General features: G+C 64.9%; 15 protein-coding genes. 7 read left to right on the top strand and 8 right to left on the bottom strand.

Going from position 1 to position 17,162, the window contains the following annotated elements; genetic code table 11:
* The first annotated feature begins 52 nt into the window (after positions 1–52).
* Positions 53–1,870, top strand: a complete 1,818-nt coding sequence (locus tag M2427_RS13070; RefSeq protein ID WP_280706715.1) for an autotransporter outer membrane beta-barrel domain-containing protein — start codon at positions 53–55, stop codon at positions 1,868–1,870.
* 78 nt (positions 1,871–1,948) lie between these two features.
* Positions 1,949–2,140, top strand: coding sequence for a hypothetical protein (locus M2427_RS13065; protein WP_088901434.1), 192 nt, complete (start codon positions 1,949–1,951; stop codon positions 2,138–2,140).
* A gap of 36 nt (positions 2,141–2,176) precedes the next feature.
* Here the strand turns inward: M2427_RS13065 and M2427_RS13060 are convergent, their stop codons facing one another.
* Positions 2,177–2,854 (bottom strand): RlmE family RNA methyltransferase, encoded by a 678-nt coding sequence (locus M2427_RS13060; protein WP_280706714.1) that lies wholly within the window; start codon positions 2,852–2,854, stop codon positions 2,177–2,179.
* A 1-nt stretch (position 2,855) separates the two neighbouring features.
* The gene (locus M2427_RS13055; RefSeq protein WP_280706713.1) at positions 2,856–3,929 is read right to left on the bottom strand and encodes a Ppx/GppA phosphatase family protein; all 1,074 of its coding nucleotides are present in this window, start codon (positions 3,927–3,929) and stop codon (positions 2,856–2,858) included.
* A gap of 213 nt (positions 3,930–4,142) precedes the next feature.
* Here M2427_RS13055 and M2427_RS13050 point away from each other — a divergent pair, with 213 nt between their 5' ends.
* Both M2427_RS13050 and M2427_RS13045 read left to right on the top strand, forming a co-directional pair.
* Positions 4,143–6,512: a xanthine dehydrogenase family protein molybdopterin-binding subunit gene (locus M2427_RS13050; RefSeq protein ID WP_280706712.1), complete on the top strand. Its 2,370-nt coding sequence runs from the start codon at positions 4,143–4,145 to the stop codon at positions 6,510–6,512.
* Positions 6,513–6,630: 118 nt separating this feature from the next.
* Positions 6,631–7,467 (top strand): tetratricopeptide repeat protein, encoded by an 837-nt coding sequence (locus M2427_RS13045; protein WP_280706711.1) that lies wholly within the window; start codon positions 6,631–6,633, stop codon positions 7,465–7,467.
* Positions 7,468–7,478: 11 nt separating this feature from the next.
* Here the strand turns inward: M2427_RS13045 and M2427_RS13040 are convergent, their stop codons facing one another.
* A complete protein-coding gene (locus tag M2427_RS13040) occupies positions 7,479–8,279 on the bottom strand; it encodes a hypothetical protein (RefSeq protein WP_280706710.1) in 801 nt (266 codons plus the stop codon).
* A 106-nt stretch (positions 8,280–8,385) separates the two neighbouring features.
* Between M2427_RS13040 and M2427_RS13035 the strand changes: the two genes are divergently transcribed.
* The 3 genes from M2427_RS13035 to M2427_RS13025 are packed head-to-tail and all read left to right on the top strand — an operon-like array spanning position 8,386 to position 11,774.
* Complete coding sequence (locus M2427_RS13035) at positions 8,386–8,877, top strand: YaiI/YqxD family protein (protein WP_280706709.1); 492 nt, start codon at positions 8,386–8,388, stop codon at positions 8,875–8,877.
* A gap of 2 nt (positions 8,878–8,879) precedes the next feature.
* Positions 8,880–10,691, top strand: coding sequence for an ATP-binding cassette domain-containing protein (locus M2427_RS13030; protein ID WP_280706708.1), 1,812 nt, complete (start codon positions 8,880–8,882; stop codon positions 10,689–10,691).
* Between the two features lie 3 nt (positions 10,692–10,694).
* Entirely contained in the window at positions 10,695–11,774 is a 1,080-nt protein-coding gene (locus M2427_RS13025) for a D-TA family PLP-dependent enzyme (RefSeq protein WP_280706707.1), read from the top strand.
* 28 nt (positions 11,775–11,802) lie between these two features.
* On the opposite strand, the gene M2427_RS13020 is transcribed toward M2427_RS13025, so the two are convergent.
* From M2427_RS13020 to mmsB, 5 genes are all read right to left on the bottom strand, one after another.
* Entirely contained in the window at positions 11,803–13,020 is a 1,218-nt protein-coding gene (locus tag M2427_RS13020; protein ID WP_280706804.1) for a TIGR03862 family flavoprotein, read from the bottom strand.
* Entirely contained in the window at positions 13,017–13,934 is a 918-nt protein-coding gene (locus M2427_RS13015; RefSeq protein ID WP_280706706.1) for an SDR family NAD(P)-dependent oxidoreductase, read from the bottom strand. The genes M2427_RS13020 and M2427_RS13015 overlap by 4 nt, the downstream gene beginning before the upstream one ends.
* Before the next feature lie 118 nt (positions 13,935–14,052).
* Positions 14,053–14,529, bottom strand: a complete 477-nt coding sequence (locus tag M2427_RS13010) for a MaoC family dehydratase (RefSeq protein ID WP_280706704.1) — start codon at positions 14,527–14,529, stop codon at positions 14,053–14,055.
* Positions 14,530–16,245, bottom strand: coding sequence for an AMP-binding protein (locus M2427_RS13005; RefSeq protein WP_280706703.1), 1,716 nt, complete (start codon positions 16,243–16,245; stop codon positions 14,530–14,532).
* Complete coding sequence (gene mmsB / locus M2427_RS13000) at positions 16,245–17,135, bottom strand: 3-hydroxyisobutyrate dehydrogenase (RefSeq protein WP_280706702.1); 891 nt, start codon at positions 17,133–17,135, stop codon at positions 16,245–16,247. Before mmsB ends, M2427_RS13005 begins: the two co-directional genes overlap by 1 nt.
* Positions 17,136–17,162: the final 27 nt, after the last annotated feature.

Here is a 17,162-nt window from a genome sequence, read left to right as displayed (position 1 = left end):
ACCGCATCACGGTCAGTCTTCGGCAGGGATGCGGACAGGTTGGGGATTGGGTATGATTTTCTTTGGTCTCGATACACGCGCGCGTCTCGGCGGCGTCGCACAGAATATCGCGGCGGCGATCCGGGCTCTGTCCCGCCTCCTCGTGCTGCTCGCACTCGGTCAGGCAATAGGTATCGGCTCGGCGTTCGCGGCGACCAGCTGCGCCGACATCAACGCCGGCGTCTTCAATTTAGGCGGAGCCGACAACCAGTCCGCCACGGTGTCGCTGACCGCCGGCGACGTCATCACGCTGAACTACACCTTTGTCGTCGACACGACGTTCTTCTACAGCATCGAGCTTGGCGTCGGCGGCCATTATGCCGACGGCTCCGGCACCGTATCGGGCTCGCTGCATGTCACCGTGACCACGACGGGCACACAGACTTTCAGCTGGCGCTCCCTGAGCGAAATGGTGCCGTCGCAGATCGATGTCACCGTCGCTTGCACGGCTGCGCCCAGCCCAGGCCCCGTGGTGACCAGCACCAATCCGGCCTCGGGCCCGGTCGCCGGCCAGCAAACCACAATCGTGATCGGTCAGAACCTCGCGGGCGCCACGTCGGTGAAGTTCGGCGGTGTCAACGTGCTCAGCTTTACGGTGCTGAGCGTGACGCAGATCTCGGTGGTGACGCCACCGCACGCAGCCGGCGCCGTCGACGTCACGGTCACGACGCCGCTCGGCTCGGCCACGGGCACAGCCATCTACCGCTATGCCGCGATGCCGGACCCGACCGCAGATCCGACGATCAAAGCGATGGTCGATTTTCAGGTTCACACCGTGCAGGTGATGGGTCAGCAACAGATCGACAATGTGCAGGACCGCCTGATCGAGCTGCACAATGACGACGTCCCCCTGATCAGCAACAGGGCCGCCTTCGCGCAGATCCCCTCGCCGCAGCGCCAATATGGCCCGCCGGCGGATGCGGGAGACCGCGCGAGCTCCACATCCGACATGGCGCAGACCCGGCAGACGCCGAAAGATGGGCAGGCCATGCCGGTGCCCGCGAATTCGGATTCATCGCTGCGCTACTGGACCGCGGGCTCGCTGCTGTTCGGTCGCGACACCACTTATGCCAAATACAATGTGTCCTCCATCGGGCTGACCGCCGGCCTCGATTCGCGCCTGACCCGAAACCTGAAGGTCGGTGTCGCCGTCGGCCTCGGCATCGATCATGCAACGATTGGCAGCGACGGCTCGCACATCAACGCCAATGCCTGGTCGACGCAGGCCTATGCCAGCTACCGCGTTGCGCCGCAGTGGTTCATCGACGGTATCCTCGGCTATGCCGCGGGCAGCCTCGGCAACTTTCGCTACGATAGCGCGGCGCGGGCCTTCGGCTCCGGACATCGCGGCGCCGAGGACCTGTTCGGCTCGGTGTCGGTGAGCCGCGAGATCAAGGTCGAGCGCTGGAAGATCGCCCCCTACGCACGCCTCGATCTGCAATGGATCAGACTGGACGGCTATGTCGAGGCCGGCGCCGGCATTTACAATCTGGCCTTCAACCAGACCTCAGCCGTCGATCTCGCGGGCGTGCTCGGGACAAGGTTCAGCCACGTGATGAACACTTCGGCCGGAGCGCTCAAATCGAGCCTCGAGCTCGCCTATCGTCGCAGCTTCAGCGGCGCCTATACGCAGCTGATCGCGTACAGCTTCGACCCCACAACCACCTACAGCCTGTTCGGTTCGGCGGAGAAGCGCGATCAGGCCCTGATCGGTCTCGGCTTCGAGCTGCAAGTGAACCGCTCGGTCAGCCTCGGCATCCAGCTCGATGAATTGATCGCCAATAATTCGCGGAACGAGCGCGGCCGGGCCCACCTCAAGATTGGGTTCTAAGGCCGCACGCGCCATCCGCGGGTCGCGGCGAAGTGAAATACGGATTCTGTTCATGCCAAGCTTGGAGAGTTACCGATAATGTCAATCGGAGAGCGAGAGGCGCGCGAGAGCATCATTCCGGCTCCGCTGCTAAGCGAGAATACGCTGCTGATGATCGCAGCCGCGGGCTTCGTCATTCTCCACGTCCTGACGGCCGTGCGCCTGCTGCCGCCCTCGGTGACGACGATCGCGGCTCCATCACTGGAACAGATGCTCGCGCATTATGACTGATGGCAACGAAGGTCGGTACGGCGGCGCAGATTCGTGCTACCCGCCACGAAACCCCGTCGCGAGCACATAGCGCTCCGACGAATCCTGTCGGCTTGCCGCCGGCTTCACGTGACGCACCGTCGCAAAATCGCGCTTGAGCTGCGCGAGCAGATCGGCGTCGGCGCCGCTCTGGAACGTCTTGGCCAGAAACGTTCCGCCGGGCTTGAGCACGTCACATGCAAAGGCAGCCGCCGTCTCGACCAGGCCGACGATCCGGAGCTGATCGGTCTTGCGGTGGCCGGTGGTGTTGGCGGCCATGTCGGACATCACGACATCGGCGCCGCCGCCCAGCATCGCGGTGAGCTTGTCGGGCGCGTCATTGTCCATGAAGTCGAGCTGCGCGAAGTCGACGCCGGGGATCTCCGGCATCTCCAAGAGGTCGATCGCGACGACCTTGCCCTTGCCGTCGACCGAGCCGACGCGCTTCGCGGCGATCTGGCTCCAGCCGCCAGGTGCGGCGCCGAGATCGATCACGGCCATGCCTGGCTTCAGCAGCCGAAACTTGTCGTCGATCTCCAAGAGCTTGAACGCGGCGCGCGAGCGATAGCCCGCGGCCTTGGCCTTGGCGACATAGGGATCGTTGAGCTGCCGCTCCAGCCAGAGCTTCGACGACAATTTGCGCTTGCCGCCGGTCTTGACCTGAACGTGCAAGCGGCCGGTGGTGTCCTTGGCCATCTCACCAGCTCCTGAGCGCGCCGTCCTCGCGCATCATCTCGACCAGCATGCCCTCGCGCAGGCCGCGGTCTGCGACACGCAGGCGCGGCAGCGGGAATGCGCGCCTGATGGCATCGAGGATGGCGCAGCCGGCGAGCACGAGATCGGCGCGCTCGACGCTGATGCAGGTGTTGTTGGCGCGGTCCTCGTAGCTCATGCCGAGCAGCTTGTTGATGGTCGCGGTGATATCGGCATCGTTCATCCAGATGCTGTCGATGCGGCGGCGATCGTAGCGCAGGAGATTGAGATGGATGCCGGCGAGCGTGGTCACGGTGCCCGACGTGCCGAGCAGATGCATGTCGGTGAGGTCACGGCCGTGCTCCGCGGCGAACGGCGCCACGTGGCTCGCGACCTCCTGCTCCATCGCGGCATAGATCTCCGGCGTCACATCGCGGCCGCCGAACTGCTCGGCCAGCGTCACGACGCCAAGCGGGATCGACATCCAGGCCTTGATGCGCGGCTGCGGATTTTGCAGGTCACGCTCGATCCGCACCAGCTCGGTCGAGCCGCCGCCGATATCGAACAGGATGGCGCCGCGTCCCCTGGGATCGACCAGCGGCGAGCAGCCGAGCATGGCGAGCGCGGCTTCGGTCTCGCGGTCGATCACTTCGAGCTCGATCCCCGTCTCGGCCGCGACGCGGCTGCGGAAACCCTCCGCGTTCGAGGCCGCGCGGCAAGCTTCGGTGGCGATCAGCCGCAGCCGCTTGGCCTTGCGCAGATTGATCTTGTCCCGGCAAATGCTGAGCGCGGCGATGGCGCGGTCGATCGCCGCCTCGCTGATGCAGCCCGTCGCCGAGACGCCCTCGCCGAGCCTGATGATCCGCGAGAACGAATCGACCACACGAAAGCCGTCGTGGGTCGGACAGGCGATCAGGAGCCTGCAATTGTTGGTGCCGAGGTCCAACGCCGCGTAGACGCCGGTTCCCGGCGCTTGCGCGCCGACGACAGGCTCCGTGGCCAACGCCACCGCCGCCATCGACCCCTCGAGCTCACCGTGCGGCGCAAGGCCGTCGCGGAGCCGCGTGTGGTCATTCATACAAACTGTCTTTCCACGACCCTCAGGGCCGATCCGAAATTGCTTTTTCGCCTGAAACATTAGCAGCGCGGCTGACATGCGCAACAACGCATCACAATGGGACCATGCCCATTCGTGCGTTGTCGTGAACGGGGCCGTGGGCTATTTTTGGAGGGTCCGGTCCCCCTAGGCGCCCTCCAAAACGCGCAATTGCCGGCTTTTCAGGTCAATTCCATGCAAGAACACACGAAATCCTCCACGCTCGAAAACGCTATTGCACTGCAAAAATACGGGGTCGGGCAGCCGGTCCGCCGCAAGGAAGACGACACGCTGGTCCGCGGCAAGGGCCGCTACACCGACGATTTCAACCTGCCCGGCCAGGCCCATGCCGTGATCGTCCGCTCAACCCATGCCCATGGCGTGATCCGCGGCATCGGCCTTGACGCCGCCAAGGCGATGCCGGGCGTGCTGGGGGTCTGGACCGGAACGGACCTGAATGCCGCCGGCTACGGCCCCTTCACCTGCGGCCTGCCGCTGAAGAGCCGTGACGGCTCACCCCTGCTGCAGACCAACCGCCAGCCGCTGGCGACCGACAAGGTGCGCTTCGTCGGCGACCCCGTCGCCTTCGTGGTGGCTGAGACGCTGGCGCAGGCGCGCGATGCGGCCGAGGCCGTCGAGCTCGATATCGAGCCGCTGCAGGCCGTGACGGACCCTGAGGAGGCGGCAAAGCCCGGCGCGCCGCTTCTCTATGACCACATCCCGAACAATGTCGCGCTCGACTACCACTACGGCGACACGGAGAAGGTGAACGCGGCCTTCGCCAGCGCCGCCCATGTCACCAGGATCGATATTGAGAACACCCGTGTCGCCGTGGTGTCGATGGAACCGCGCGTCGGTCTTGCTTCCTATGACAAGGCGACCGAGCGCTACACCATCCAGATGCCGACGCAGGGCGTTGCGGGCAACCGCGCCAACCTCGCCAAGAATTTGAAGGTGCCGAACGAGAAGGTGCGCGTCCTCACCGCCAATGTCGGCGGCTCCTTCGGCATGAAGAACGTGAACTACCCCGAATATATGTGCATCCTGTATGCGGCGAAGGCGCTCGGGCGCCCGGTGAAGTGGCTCGACGAGCGCTCCACCAGCTTCCTCTCCGACAGCCATGGCCGCGCGCAGAAGATCCACGCCGAGCTGGCGCTCGATGCCGAGGGCCATTTCCTCGCGGCAAAATTGTCCGGCTACGGCAATCTCGGTGCCTACATCACCGGCGTTGCGCCCAGCCCGCTTTCGCTCAACACCGGCAAGAACTTTTCCAGCGTCTACCGCACACCGCTGATGGCGATCGACATCAAGACGGTTTTGACCAACACCACGCTGATGGGGGCCTATCGCGGCGCCGGACGGCCCGAGGCCAACTACTATATGGAGCGGCTGATCGACCGCGCCGCCGACGAGATGGGCATCAACCGGCTGACGATGCGCAAGCGTAACTTCATCAAGCCGAACCAGATGCCCTTCCCGGCCTCGTCAGGCGTCACCTATGACAGCGGCGACTTCCAGGCCGTGTTCAACAAGGCGCTCGAAATCTCCGACCACGAGAATTTTTCCAAACGCAAGAAGGAGAGCAGGAAGGTCGGCAAGCTGCGCGGCATCGCCGTCGGCTCCTATCTCGAAGTCACCGCGCCGCCAGGCCCCGAACTCGGCAAGATCGTGTTCGATCCTGATGGCACCGTGCAGTTGATCACCGGCACGCTCGATTACGGCCAGGGCCACGCCACACCGTTCGCACAGGTGCTGTGTGCGCAGCTTGGGGTCCCCTTCGAGAGCGTGAAGCTGGTGCAAGGCGACAGCGACATCGTCCATACCGGCAACGGCACCGGCGGCTCGCGTTCGATCACCGCGACCGGTCAGGCCATTGTGGGGGCCGCAAAGCTCGTCATCGAGAAGGGCAAGCGCGCCGCCGCGCACATGTTGGAGGCCGCGGAGGCCGACATCGAGTTCGCCGATGGCGCCTTCACCATCGCCGGCACCGACCGCAGCATCGACATCATGGAGCTGGCCAAGAAGCTGCATGACGGCAAGGTGCCGGACGGCGTGCCTGACAGTCTCGACGTCGACCACACCAGCGATCCCATCGCCTCGGCGTTCCCGAACGGCTGCCACGTCGCCGAGGTCGAGGTCGATCCTGAGACGGGTGTGGTGCAGATCGTGCGTTACAGCGCGGTCAACGACTTCGGCACGGTGATCAATCCGATGCTGGTCGCAGGTCAGCTTCATGGTGGCGTGGTCCAGGGCATCGGCCAGGCGCTGATGGAGCACGTCCGCTATGACGAGAGCGGCCAGCCCATCACCGGCTCGCTGATGGACTACGCGCTGCCCCGCGCCGAGGACGTGCCCTACATGGAGGTCGGCGATCATCCGGTGCCGGCCAAGAGCAATCCGCTGGGCACCAAGGGCTGCGGGGAAGCCGGCTGCGCCGGCAGCCTGTCGACGGTGGTGAACGCGGTGGTCGATGCGCTCTCAGAGTACGGCATCAAGCACATCGACATGCCGCTGACGCCGGAGCGGGTGTGGCGCGCAATCCAGGCCGCGAAGGGCGCGGTGTAAGACCTGGTTTTCAACCTCACGATCAGGGCGGCGACCTGTCGGTCACCGCCCTGATTGAACATCTGCGCATTTCGCACGGGTTTTTGGCAGTGGCACCATGCTGCGTCGATTGAAGGTGATGTTCCATTATCTCTCCGCCGATGCGGCCGCGCGACGGAGCCAATTCGACCGCGCCATCGATCGGTTGAGTGACGTCATCGCCTTGGACCCTGGCAATCCCGCAGCCTATCATGACCGGGGCGTAGCTCAGCAGGGATTGGGCAACTACCGCGGATCACTCGACGATTTCGACAAAGCCATTGCCTTGTCTCCGCGGATGGCACGCGCCTACTCGAGCCGCGGGATCTCCTGGAAGCTGCTGGGCGACTTCGATCGCGCCATCGCGGATCAGACTCAGGCCGTTGCCTTGTCTCCATGGTTCGCGGAAGCCTACTCCGAGCTTGGCGTTGCCTATCTGTGCAAGCCCGATTTCTACAATGCTGTCCACTGCCTGACCGAGGCCATCCATCATGCGCCGAAGAATGCAGGCAACGTGAAGCAACGTGGCATCGCGCTCTACTGCCGCGGCGACTTCAAGGCCGCCATCCCCGACCTGCAACGCGCCTTCGATACCACCAACGACATCTACGCCCTGCTCTTCCTGCATCTCGCGCGCGCGAATTCGCGTGAGAATGCGTCCGCCGCGCTCGAAATCGACGCCGTCAAGGTAAGAAGCTGGGCATGGCCCTCCGCGGTTGTCGGACTTTTCCTCGGCCGGCTTTCCGCCGAAGAGACCATCGCGGCCGCGGGTACACCAGATGAGCGCGCCGAAGCGCAATTCTATCTCGGACAGCAGCACCTGCTTCGGGGCGATCACGCCGAGGCGAGGAAGGCACTAGAGGCGGCTACTCAGACATGCCCACCATGGTTCAATGAGCACTTGGCAGCCGTTGCTGATTTGCAGAGGCTAGGCTAGTCCGGCCTCGCCTACGCCGCCGCCTGCTCGCGCGGCTGGTAGATCGCAATGTGCTGGCAATGCGCAATCGGGGTCGTGCCGTTGGCGACGACCAGCGCGTCGAGCTCGACGAAGCGATGACCCTTCTTCTCGTAATTCGCGGTGACCTTGGCCCGCGCGACGATCTCGTCGCCGGCGCGCGCGGCTGACAGCAGCTGCATGCGGCTGCCGACATGAATCCACGGGCCGAGAATAGTGTTGTCGACCAGCACGCGGTTCATGACGCGCTGGATCAGGCCGGGATGGCCGAGCCCCTCGCGCGCGAAGATCGGATTGGTGTCCCTGATGTCGGCGAGATAGCCGGTCGCGTCCGGCCCGGCCCAGCGGCGCGGTGTCGTGCCGAGCCATTTGCCGACCTCGAAGAGGGCTGGGCTGACGGGCTTGCGTTCGGCAACCGCGGGCACCTCGACATAGTCACCGAGTGACACGGCTGGTGGCGAGCCCGGCAGCGAAGCAGTGCCCGTGGCACACAGCTCGGTACGGCTGAACACCTCGATCGTGAGCAGGCCGTTGTGCTCGGTCGCATCGACATCGGCCGTCTCGCCGTCGTAAACGGGCTTGACGAAGCGCGCCTCGACGAGCCCACGCGACAGGAATTCGCGGCCCCAGCGCGCCACCGGCACGTGCATCATGTAGGCGAAGACGTCGACGCCAGGGACGAGGCCGCCGGAAAAGCCGAAGCGGCGCGCCACCGTGTCGTCATGCATCTTGTTTTCGGACTGTTTGGCGGTGTTGTAGGCCTCGACGCGCCAGGTTTCGAGCCGGTTCGGCATGGGTCATCTTCCCCGAATTCTTGTTGTTTCGGAGCCAATCGTAGGCCCCCGGGAACACCGGTCAATCCCCTCGCCTTTGGAGCCCGAATGGGGTACCACGCGGCGAATGACCGACACCCCCACCCGCATCTATGTCGACGCCGACGCCTGTCCGGTAAAGGACGAGATTTATCGCGTCGCGCTCCGTCACGGCGTGCCCGTGAGCGTGGTCGCCGGCAATTTCATCCGCGTACCCCATGATCCCCTGATCGAGCGCATCGCGGCCGGCTCAGGCATGGATGCCGCCGACGACTGGATCGCAGAACGGGCCACGCCCGGGGACGTCGTCATCACCTCGGACATTCCGCTGGCAAGCCGTTGCGTGAAAGCCGGCGCCGACGTGATCGCGCCGAACGGCAAGCCGTTCACGGAGGAGTCGATCGGGATGACGCTTGCCGTGCGCAACCTGATGACGGATCTGCGCTCGGCCGGCGAAGTTACGGGCGGCCCGCGTTCATTCTCGCCGCGCGACCGCTCCGCCTTCCTCTCGGCGCTCGACCAGACGCTCCGCCGGATCCATCGCCGCCGTGCCGACCAGGCCGCAACGAGTCAAGGCTAGTCATGGCGCCGCCGCTGATCCAACTCAAGGACATCAAGTTGACCTTCGGCGGCACGCCGCTGCTGTCGGGCGTCGAGCTCAACGTCGCGCCATCCGAGCGCGTCTGCCTGATCGGCCGCAACGGCTCGGGTAAGTCGACGCTCTTGAAGATCGCGGCCGGCCTCATCGAGCCCGACGGCGGCACGCGTTTCGTGCAGCCCGGCGCGACCGTGCGCTATCTGCCGCAGGAGCCTGACTTCGGCGATCACAAGACCACGCTCGCCTATGTCGAGTCCGGGCTCGCCCCCGGCGACGACCAGCATCAGGCGCGCTATCTGCTGGAGCAGCTCGGCCTCACCGGCGAGGAGAATCCGCATAACCTGTCCGGCGGCGAAGCCCGCCGCGCGGCGCTGGCCTATGTGCTGGCGCCCTCGCCCGACATCCTGCTGCTGGACGAGCCGACCAACCATCTCGATCTCTCCACCATCGAGTGGCTGGAAAAGGAGCTCGACTCCAGGCGCAGCGCGCTGGTCATTATCAGCCACGATCGCCGCTTCCTGACCAATCTCTCGCGCTCGACGGCCTGGCTCGACCGCGGCAAGATCAAGCAGATCGATCGCGGCTTTGCCTCGTTCGAGAGCTGGCGCGACGAGGTGCTGGCAGAGGAAGAGCGCGACCAGCACAAGCTCGACCGCAAGATCGTCGACGAGGAGCACTGGCTGCGCCACGGCGTCTCCGGCCGCCGCAAGCGCAACGTCAAGCGCCTTGCCAATCTGCACACGCTGCGCGACCAGCGCCGCAACTATCGTGGCACCGCCGGCACCGCCAGTCTTGCAGCTGCTGAAGCCGAGCAATCCGGCAAGCTGGTGATCGAGGCCAAGGGCATCACCAAGGCCTATGGCGATCGCGTGATCGTCGACAATTTTTCGACCCGCATCCAGCGCGGCGACCGGCTCGGCATCATCGGCCCGAACGGCGCCGGCAAGACCACGCTGGTCAATCTGCTGACCGGCGGCATGCAACCGGATTCCGGCGCCGTGCGGTTGGGAGCCAATCTCGAGACGGCCACGCTCGATCAGCACCGCGAAAGCCTCGATCCCAAATCGACGCTGGCCGAAGCCCTGACCGGCGGCCGCGGCGATCAGATCATGGTCGGCGGCAAGCCGAAGCATGTCGTCGGCTACATGAAGGATTTTCTGTTCGCGCAGGAGCAGCGCGGCACGCCCGTTGAGGTGCTCTCCGGCGGCGAGCGCGGCCGCTTGATGCTGGCACGTGCGCTGGCGAAGCCGTCGAACCTGCTGGTGCTGGACGAACCGACCAACGATCTCGATCTCGAGACCCTCGACGTGCTGGAGGAGATGCTCGGCGACTACGAGGGCACGGTGATTCTGATCAGCCATGACCGCGACTTCCTCGATCGCGTCGTCACGTCGGTGATCGCGCCCGAGGGCAACGGCAAGTGGACCGAATATGCCGGCGGCTATAGCGACATGCTGACCCAGCGCGGCGCCGACCTGAAGCGCGAGACCGGCAAGACGCAAGCGCCCGCGGAGAAGAAAGAGGAGCGCGCTGCTGCTCCGTCGCCTGCTTCCAAGCGGAAGCTGAGCTTCAACGAGAAGCACGCGCTGGAAACGCTGCCGAAGAAGATGGAGACGCTGCAGGCCGATATCGCCAAGCTCCAAAGGGTCCTCGACGATCCCAATCTTTATGCGAAAGATCGCAAGAAATTCGACGACGCCTCCGCCGCCATCGCCAAGGCGCATGAAGAACTCTCAGCCTCTGAAGAGCGCTGGCTTGAACTTGAAATGCTTCGCGAAGAGATAGAACAGGCATAACCAATGACCACTCCCCTCGCCGCCAAGATCGCCCGCGAATACGGCACGCCCTGTGCCGTCATCGACATGGATAGGGTCGAGCGCAACATTGCGCGGATCCAGAAAGCCTGCGACGATGCCGGCGTTGCCAACCGACCGCACATCAAGACCCACAAGAACCCGACGATTGCGAAGATGCAGATCGCGGCCGGCGCCAGGGGCATCACCTGCCAGAAGATCGGCGAGGCCGAGATCATGGCCAATGCCGGCATCGACGACATCCTGATCAGCTACAATCTGCTCGGCGACGAGAAGATGGCGCGTCTCGGCGCGCTGAATGCCAAGACCAACATGACGGTTGCCGCCGACAATTCGACTGTCGTTGCCGGATTGCCCAAGGCTGCCGCTGCGTCAGGGCGTCCGCTCTCGGTCGTGGTCGAATGCGACACCGGCCGCAAGCGCGCGGGCGTCGAGACGCCGGCGGAAGCGATTGCGCTGGCGCGCGAGATCGCCGCGTCCAAGGGGCTGCAATTTGCCGGCTTCATGCTCTACCCCACCGAAACAGGCTGGAGCGATGCACAGAAGTTTTTCGACGAGGCGCTGGCCGGCGTTCGCGCACACGGGCTCGACGCAAAAATCGTCTCGACCGGCGGCACGCCGAACCTCCCCAACATCGGCAAGCTCAAGGGCGGCACCGAGCACCGCTTCGGCACCTATATCTACAACGACCGCATGCAGGTGGCGGCCGGTTCAGCCACCTGGGACGATTGCGCGCTTCACATCTATTCGACGGTGGTCAGCCGCGCCGCGCCCGAGCGCGGCATTCTCGACGCCGGCTCGAAGACGCTGACGACGGATACCGGCGGGCTCGAGGGCCATGGCCTGATCCTGGAGCATCCCGAAGCCAGAATCGCGAAATTCGCCGAGGAGCACGGCTTCCTCGACCTCTCCCGCAGCAACACGCGCCCCAATGTCGGCGACGTCGTACGCATCGTGCCGAACCACGTCTGCGTCGTCGTCAACATGATGGACGAGGTGGTGATGGTCCGCGGCGATGAGATCATCGGCACGTTGCCGGTCGCGGCGCGCGGCAAGCTGAGGTAAGAGCACGCTGCGCTCGCAATGACGGTGGTTAGCGCTTCAGCCACTCCAGCGCACCTCTGCCCGCTGCCGCGCCCGTCGCAAACGATGCCTGCAGCAAGTACCCGCCGGTCGGCGCCTCCCAGTCCAGCATCTCGCCGGCGGCGAACACGCCGGGCAATTTGCGTAGCATGAAATGATCATCGAGCTCGTCGAAGGTCACCCCGCCCGCGGTCGAGATCGCGCGCTCGATCGGGGCGACACCGGTCAACTGAACCGGAATCGCGTTCACCAGATGCGCGAGCTCCACCGGCGAAAGCACCGCCAGCGAACGGCCGGAGGCGATGGCCGCTTCCTGCATCAGGCCGATGCCGACCGGCGACAATTGCGCTGCCTTGCGCAGGAAATTTGCGAGCGATTGCTTGCCGCGCGTGCCCGACATTCGCGTCGTCAGCGCGGCGGTATCAAGATCGGGCCGCAATGCGATCATCAGCGTTGCCTGCCCAATGCCGAGCACGGCTTCGCGTAGCTCTGCCGAAAGCGCGTAGATCGCGCCGCCTTCGATGCCGCTACGGGTGATCATCGCTTCGCCGCGCACGGTGTGCGCGCCGATCGTCAGACCCACGCCCTTCAGAGGCTGCCCCTCGAAACGATCGCGGAACACATCGGACCATGCGACCGTAAAGCCGGAATTGGCCGGCCGGAATTTTGAGACGCAAACGCCCTTCGCAGCGAGACCACTGACCCACGCGCCATTCGACCCAAGTCGCGGCCAGCTCGCACCGCCCAGTGCGAGCACTGTTGCGTTAGCGGCGACGGCAAGGGAGCCATCGGGCGTTTCAAATTGCAGACGCCCCTCGGCATCCCATCCGGTCCAGCGATGCCGAAACGCGAACTGCACGCCAGCGGCATCGAGCCGGCGCAGCCAGGCGCGCAGCAAGGGCGAGGCCTTGAATGTTTTTGGAAACACGCGCCCGCTGCTGCCGACAAAAGTCAGCTGCCCCAGGCCTGCGCTCCAGTCCCGTAGCGCGTCGGGCGGAAACAACTCCACTGCAGCACGCAGGTGCGGCAGCGCTTCGCGGTAGCGCGACAGGAAATCCGCCAGCGGCTCGCTATGGGTAAGATTGAGCCCGCCGCGGCCGGCCATCAGGAATTTGCGGCCCGCCGACGGCATGGCGTCATAGACCGTGACGCTGGCGCCGCCTCGCGCCAGCACCTCCGCCGCCATCAGCCCGGCGGGACCGGCCCCGATGACGGCGACGTCAGTCAGAGCTTGATCCCCGCCCGCACTGCTGCCTGCGCGACGTATTTCTGCGTCTGCTCGAACGCGCCAGCGAGCGCCCTCGCCTTCGACATGTCGCTGATCTCGGCGAAATGCGCGGCAATAGCATCCGGCGTCCATTCGGACTCCGGCAGGTTGATACCTTCGCTCTCGAGGATCTTGATCACGGCGAAGGAGCCGGCGCCGGCGCCCATGATGGTACGGGTCGGTGCGTCCTCGCTGAGCATGTACTCGACCGCCGGTGTAATCGCGTTCGGCTTCATCAGCTGCAGCGCCTGCGGCGGCAACAGCTCTTCGGTCATGCGGGTCGCGGCCGTCGGCGAGATGATGTTGACGCGAATGTTGTTTTTGCGGCCTTCCTCGGCGAGCACATTCATCAGGCCGACCATGCCCGACTTGGCCGCGCCGTAATTGGCCTGGCCGAAATTGCCGTACAGGCCGGACGACGACGTCGTCAGCACGATGCGGCCGTAGTTCCGGTCGCGCATGCCGGCCCAGACCGCCTTGCAGCAATAGAAGGTGCCGACGAGGTGCACGTCCAGCACCTTCTGGAAATCGGCCGCTTCCATCTTGCCGAACGACTTGTCGCGCAGGATGCCGGCATTCGCGCACATGATGTCGACGCTGCCCCACTCCTTGGTGGCGCGCTCGACCATGGCGGTCACCTGCTCGAAATTCGAGACGTCGGCGCCGTCGGCCATCGCGGTGCCGCCGGCTTTGCGGATCTCCTCGACCACTGCTTCGGCCGGCGAGAGCGAGGCGCCAGTGCCGTCGCGTGCACCGCCGAAATCGTTGACGACGACTTTGGCGCCGCGGCTCGCAAGGCCCAGCGCATGCGCCTTTCCGAGACCATTGCCCGCGCCGGTGACGATGGCGACGCGTCCGTCGAACCTGATTGCCATTGTGCGTTTCCTAGATGTTAGACCGTCATGGCCGGGCTTGACCCGGCCATCCATCAAAATCGACAGGCTTTTGAGCAGCGATGGGTTGCCGGGTCAAGCCCGGCAACGACGCCTCAGGTCAAGCGAAATAGGTCAGGCCGAGCCACTCGGCGACCAGCGCGGGCTTGTCCTCGCCCTCGATCTCGATCGTCACATTGGTGCGGGACTGCAACTCGTTGGGCTTGCGAAGCTTGGCCTCGGCCAGCACGAAACGGCCGCGGACGCGCTTGCCTGAACGGACCGGCGAGATGAAGCGCAGCTTGTCGAAGCCGTAATTGACGCCCATCGTGGTGCCCGCAATCGCCGGCATCACTTCGTAGGACATCACCGACAGCATCGACATGGTCAGGAAGCCGTGCGCAATGGTGGTGCCGAACGCCGTTTCCTTGGCCCTTTCAGGGTCGACATGGATGAACTGGTGATCCTCGGTCACGTCGGCATAGGTGTCGATGCGGGGCTGATCGATCAGATGCCAGGACGAAACGCCGATCTCCTTGCCGACCATGGCCTGATAGGCCTCTAGCGTGATCGGCGGCGACTTCCAGATTTGGTTCACTTAGGTCTCACTTCTTGTTTTCGGCAGCTCCGGAAAATCCTCCTCGCGGAATTCCCGGCCGCGCAGCGGATCGTCGCGATCATTGTCGCGTTCGAGCCGTCGTAGCTGCACGCGGCGGATTTTGCCAGAGATCGTCTTCGGCAGCTCAGTGACGATCTCGAGCCGGCGGATGCGCTTGAACGGCGCAAGCCGCGTGTGCAGGTGCTTGAAGATGGACAGCGCCGTCTCCGGCGTCCGCTCCGCGCCCGACGTTAGCAGCACGAAGGCCTTTGGGATCGCGAGCCGGATGGGGTCCGGGCTTGGCACCACCGCTGCTTCCGCGACGAGCTCATGCTCGAGCAGGACGCTCTCCAGCTCGAACGGGCTGATGCGATAGTCGGAGGATTTGAAAACGTCGTCGGAGCGGCCGACGAAGGTGAGATAGCCGTCTTCGTCTTCGAAGACCACGTCGCCGCTGCGATAGAGCTCGCCTTCGGCGCCGGACAGTTTGCCGTCGTCGCCCTGATAACCCTGCATCAGACCGGCGGGCCTGTTAGCGCCGAGCAGCAGGGCCACCTCGCCCTCCTTGACCCGATGGCCATCGGCGTCGCTGACCTGCACGCGGTAGCCTGGCAACGGCCGGCCCATCGAGCCGATCTTGATCTTCTGGCCCGGCGAATTGCCGGCGAGCGCCGTGGTCTCGGTCTGGCCGTAGCCGTCGCGGATGGTGAGCCCCCAGGCCGCTTGCACCTGGTCGATCACTTCAGGATTGAGCGGCTCGCCGGCGCCGCAGACCTCGCGCAAGCTCACTTTGAAGGACGCAAGGTTCTCCTGAATGAACAGCCGCCACACGGTCGGCGGCGCGCACAGCGTGGTGACGCCGCAGCGGCCGATGGTGCCGAGCAGCCCCTTGGCATCGAAGCGCGGCTGGTTCACCACGAACACGGTGGCGCCCGCATTCCACGGCGCGAAGAAGCAGCTCCAGGCGTGCTTGGCCCAGCCGGGCGATGAGATGTTGAGATGGATGTCGCCGGGCTTCAGCCCGATCCAGTACATGGTGGAGAGATGGCCAACGGGATAGCTGCGCTGGCTGTGCCGGACGAGCTTCGGTTTTGCCGTCGTGCCCGAGGTGAAATAGAGCAGCATCGGGTCGTCGGCATTGGTCGGACCATCGGGCGTAAAATTCTCCGACGCCTGCGCAGCCTCGTCAAAAGCGAGCCAGCCGTCGGATGCCTCGCCCACAACGATGCGGGCCACGCCTTCGACGCCAAGGCTCGCAAACTTCGCGACCTGGTCCTGCGCAGCCACCACCGCCTTCGCTCTGCCGCGATCGAGCCGGTCGCGCAATTCATCGGCGGTGAGCAGCGTCGTCGCAGGAATAACGACGACGCCGAGCTTGATCGCCGCCAGCATCGTCTCCCACAGCGGAACCACATTGCCGAGCAGCAGCAGCAGATGATCGCCGCGCTTCAGGCCCCGTGCGCGGAGGAAGTTGGCAACCTGGTTCGAGCGCTTCGAGAGCGCCGCGAAGGAGAGTTTTGTCTGCTTGTCCTGCGCAGCATCGACAATCCAGAGCGCGGGCCGGTCCCTGGCGTCCGCATCCTTCGCGAGCTCGTCGAACCAGTCGAGCGCCCAGTTGAAAGGGTCAGGATCGGGCCAACGGAAATCCCTGACCGCTGTCTCGTAATCCGTACGGTTAGCAAGCAGAAACGCGCGCGCTTCCTGAAATGTCGTCATCAAGCTTTCCCGGCTAGCCCCCTAACGTGCTTGATAATTCCGGAAAAATCCACCCCGCCCTGGCCGGCTGCGTCGAAAGACTGATAGATCTCCTGCGCATGCTTGCCGAGCGGCGTGGCCGCACCCGCGGCCTTCGCGGCGTCCTGCGCCAGGGTCAGGTCCTTCACCATCAGCGCCGAGGCGAAACCCGGCTTGTAGTCGTTGTTGGCCGGCGAGGTCGGCACCGGGCCAGGAACCGGGCAATAGGTGGTCAGCGACCAGCACTGGCCCGACGAGGTCGAGGCAACATCAAATAGGGCCTGATGCGAGAGACCGAGCTTTTCGCCAAGCGCGAACGCTTCGCTCACCGCGATCATGGAAATGCCGAGGATCATGTTGTTGCAGATCTTTGCTGCCTGCCCCGCGCCGGCGCCGCCGCAATGGACGATCTTCTTGCCCATCTTCTCCAGCACGGGTTTTGCCGCCGCGAACGCGCTCTCCTCGCCGCCGCACATGAAGGTGAGGGTCGCGCCCTTTGCACCACCGGTGCCACCGGACACCGGCGCGTCGACCGAGAGCACGCCATTCTTGGCGGCAAGCGCATGCGCCTGACGGGCGCTCTCGACGTCGATGGTGGAGCTGTCGATGATCAGCGTGCCCTTGGTCATAACAGGGACGACCTCGTTCCAGACGCCAAGCACGTGCTTGCCTGCGGGGAGCATCGTGACGACGACGTCGGCGCCCTTCACCGCGCCCACGGCGCTGTCGGCAATGCCGGCGCCATCGGCCTTGGCCTGATTGCGGGAGGCCTCGACGAGGTCGAACGCCACGACCTTGTGGCCAGCCTTGACCAGATTGGCGGCCATCGGGCCACCCATGTTGCCGAGACCGATGAATGCGATCGTGGCCATTGTCGTTTCCTCCGCTCGTTCCGTTGA

The organism is Bradyrhizobium sp. BR13661, from assembly GCF_029892425.1.
Classification (GTDB): Bacteria; Pseudomonadota; Alphaproteobacteria; order Rhizobiales; family Xanthobacteraceae; genus Bradyrhizobium.
The sequence above is the reverse complement of the archived record's forward strand: the minus strand, read 5'-3'. Positions and strand labels throughout refer to the sequence as shown.

Excerpts from the sequence above, each read along its gene's own strand:
- M2427_RS13015 (WP_280706706.1), bottom strand. The coding sequence starts at position 13,934 with ATGGCAATCAGGTTCGACGGACGCGTCGCCATCGTCACCGGCGCGGGC.
- M2427_RS13055 (WP_280706713.1), bottom strand. The coding sequence starts at position 3,929 with ATGAATGACCACACGCGGCTCCGCGACGGCCTTGCGCCGCACGGTGAG.
- M2427_RS13070 (WP_280706715.1), top strand. The coding sequence starts at position 53 with ATGATTTTCTTTGGTCTCGATACACGCGCGCGTCTCGGCGGCGTCGCA.
- M2427_RS13025 (WP_280706707.1), top strand. The coding sequence starts at position 10,695 with ATGACCACTCCCCTCGCCGCCAAGATCGCCCGCGAATACGGCACGCCC.
- M2427_RS13040 (WP_280706710.1), bottom strand. The coding sequence starts at position 8,279 with ATGCCGAACCGGCTCGAAACCTGGCGCGTCGAGGCCTACAACACCGCC.
- M2427_RS13045 (WP_280706711.1), top strand. The coding sequence starts at position 6,631 with ATGTTCCATTATCTCTCCGCCGATGCGGCCGCGCGACGGAGCCAATTC.
- M2427_RS13060 (WP_280706714.1), bottom strand. The coding sequence starts at position 2,854 with ATGGCCAAGGACACCACCGGCCGCTTGCACGTTCAGGTCAAGACCGGC.
- M2427_RS13005 (WP_280706703.1), bottom strand. The coding sequence starts at position 16,245 with ATGACGACATTTCAGGAAGCGCGCGCGTTTCTGCTTGCTAACCGTACG.
- M2427_RS13030 (WP_280706708.1), top strand. The coding sequence starts at position 8,880 with ATGGCGCCGCCGCTGATCCAACTCAAGGACATCAAGTTGACCTTCGGC.
- M2427_RS13035 (WP_280706709.1), top strand. The coding sequence starts at position 8,386 with ATGACCGACACCCCCACCCGCATCTATGTCGACGCCGACGCCTGTCCG.
- M2427_RS13050 (WP_280706712.1), top strand. The coding sequence starts at position 4,143 with ATGCAAGAACACACGAAATCCTCCACGCTCGAAAACGCTATTGCACTG.
- M2427_RS13065 (WP_088901434.1), top strand. The coding sequence starts at position 1,949 with ATGTCAATCGGAGAGCGAGAGGCGCGCGAGAGCATCATTCCGGCTCCG.
- mmsB (WP_280706702.1), bottom strand. The coding sequence starts at position 17,135 with ATGGCCACGATCGCATTCATCGGTCTCGGCAACATGGGTGGCCCGATG.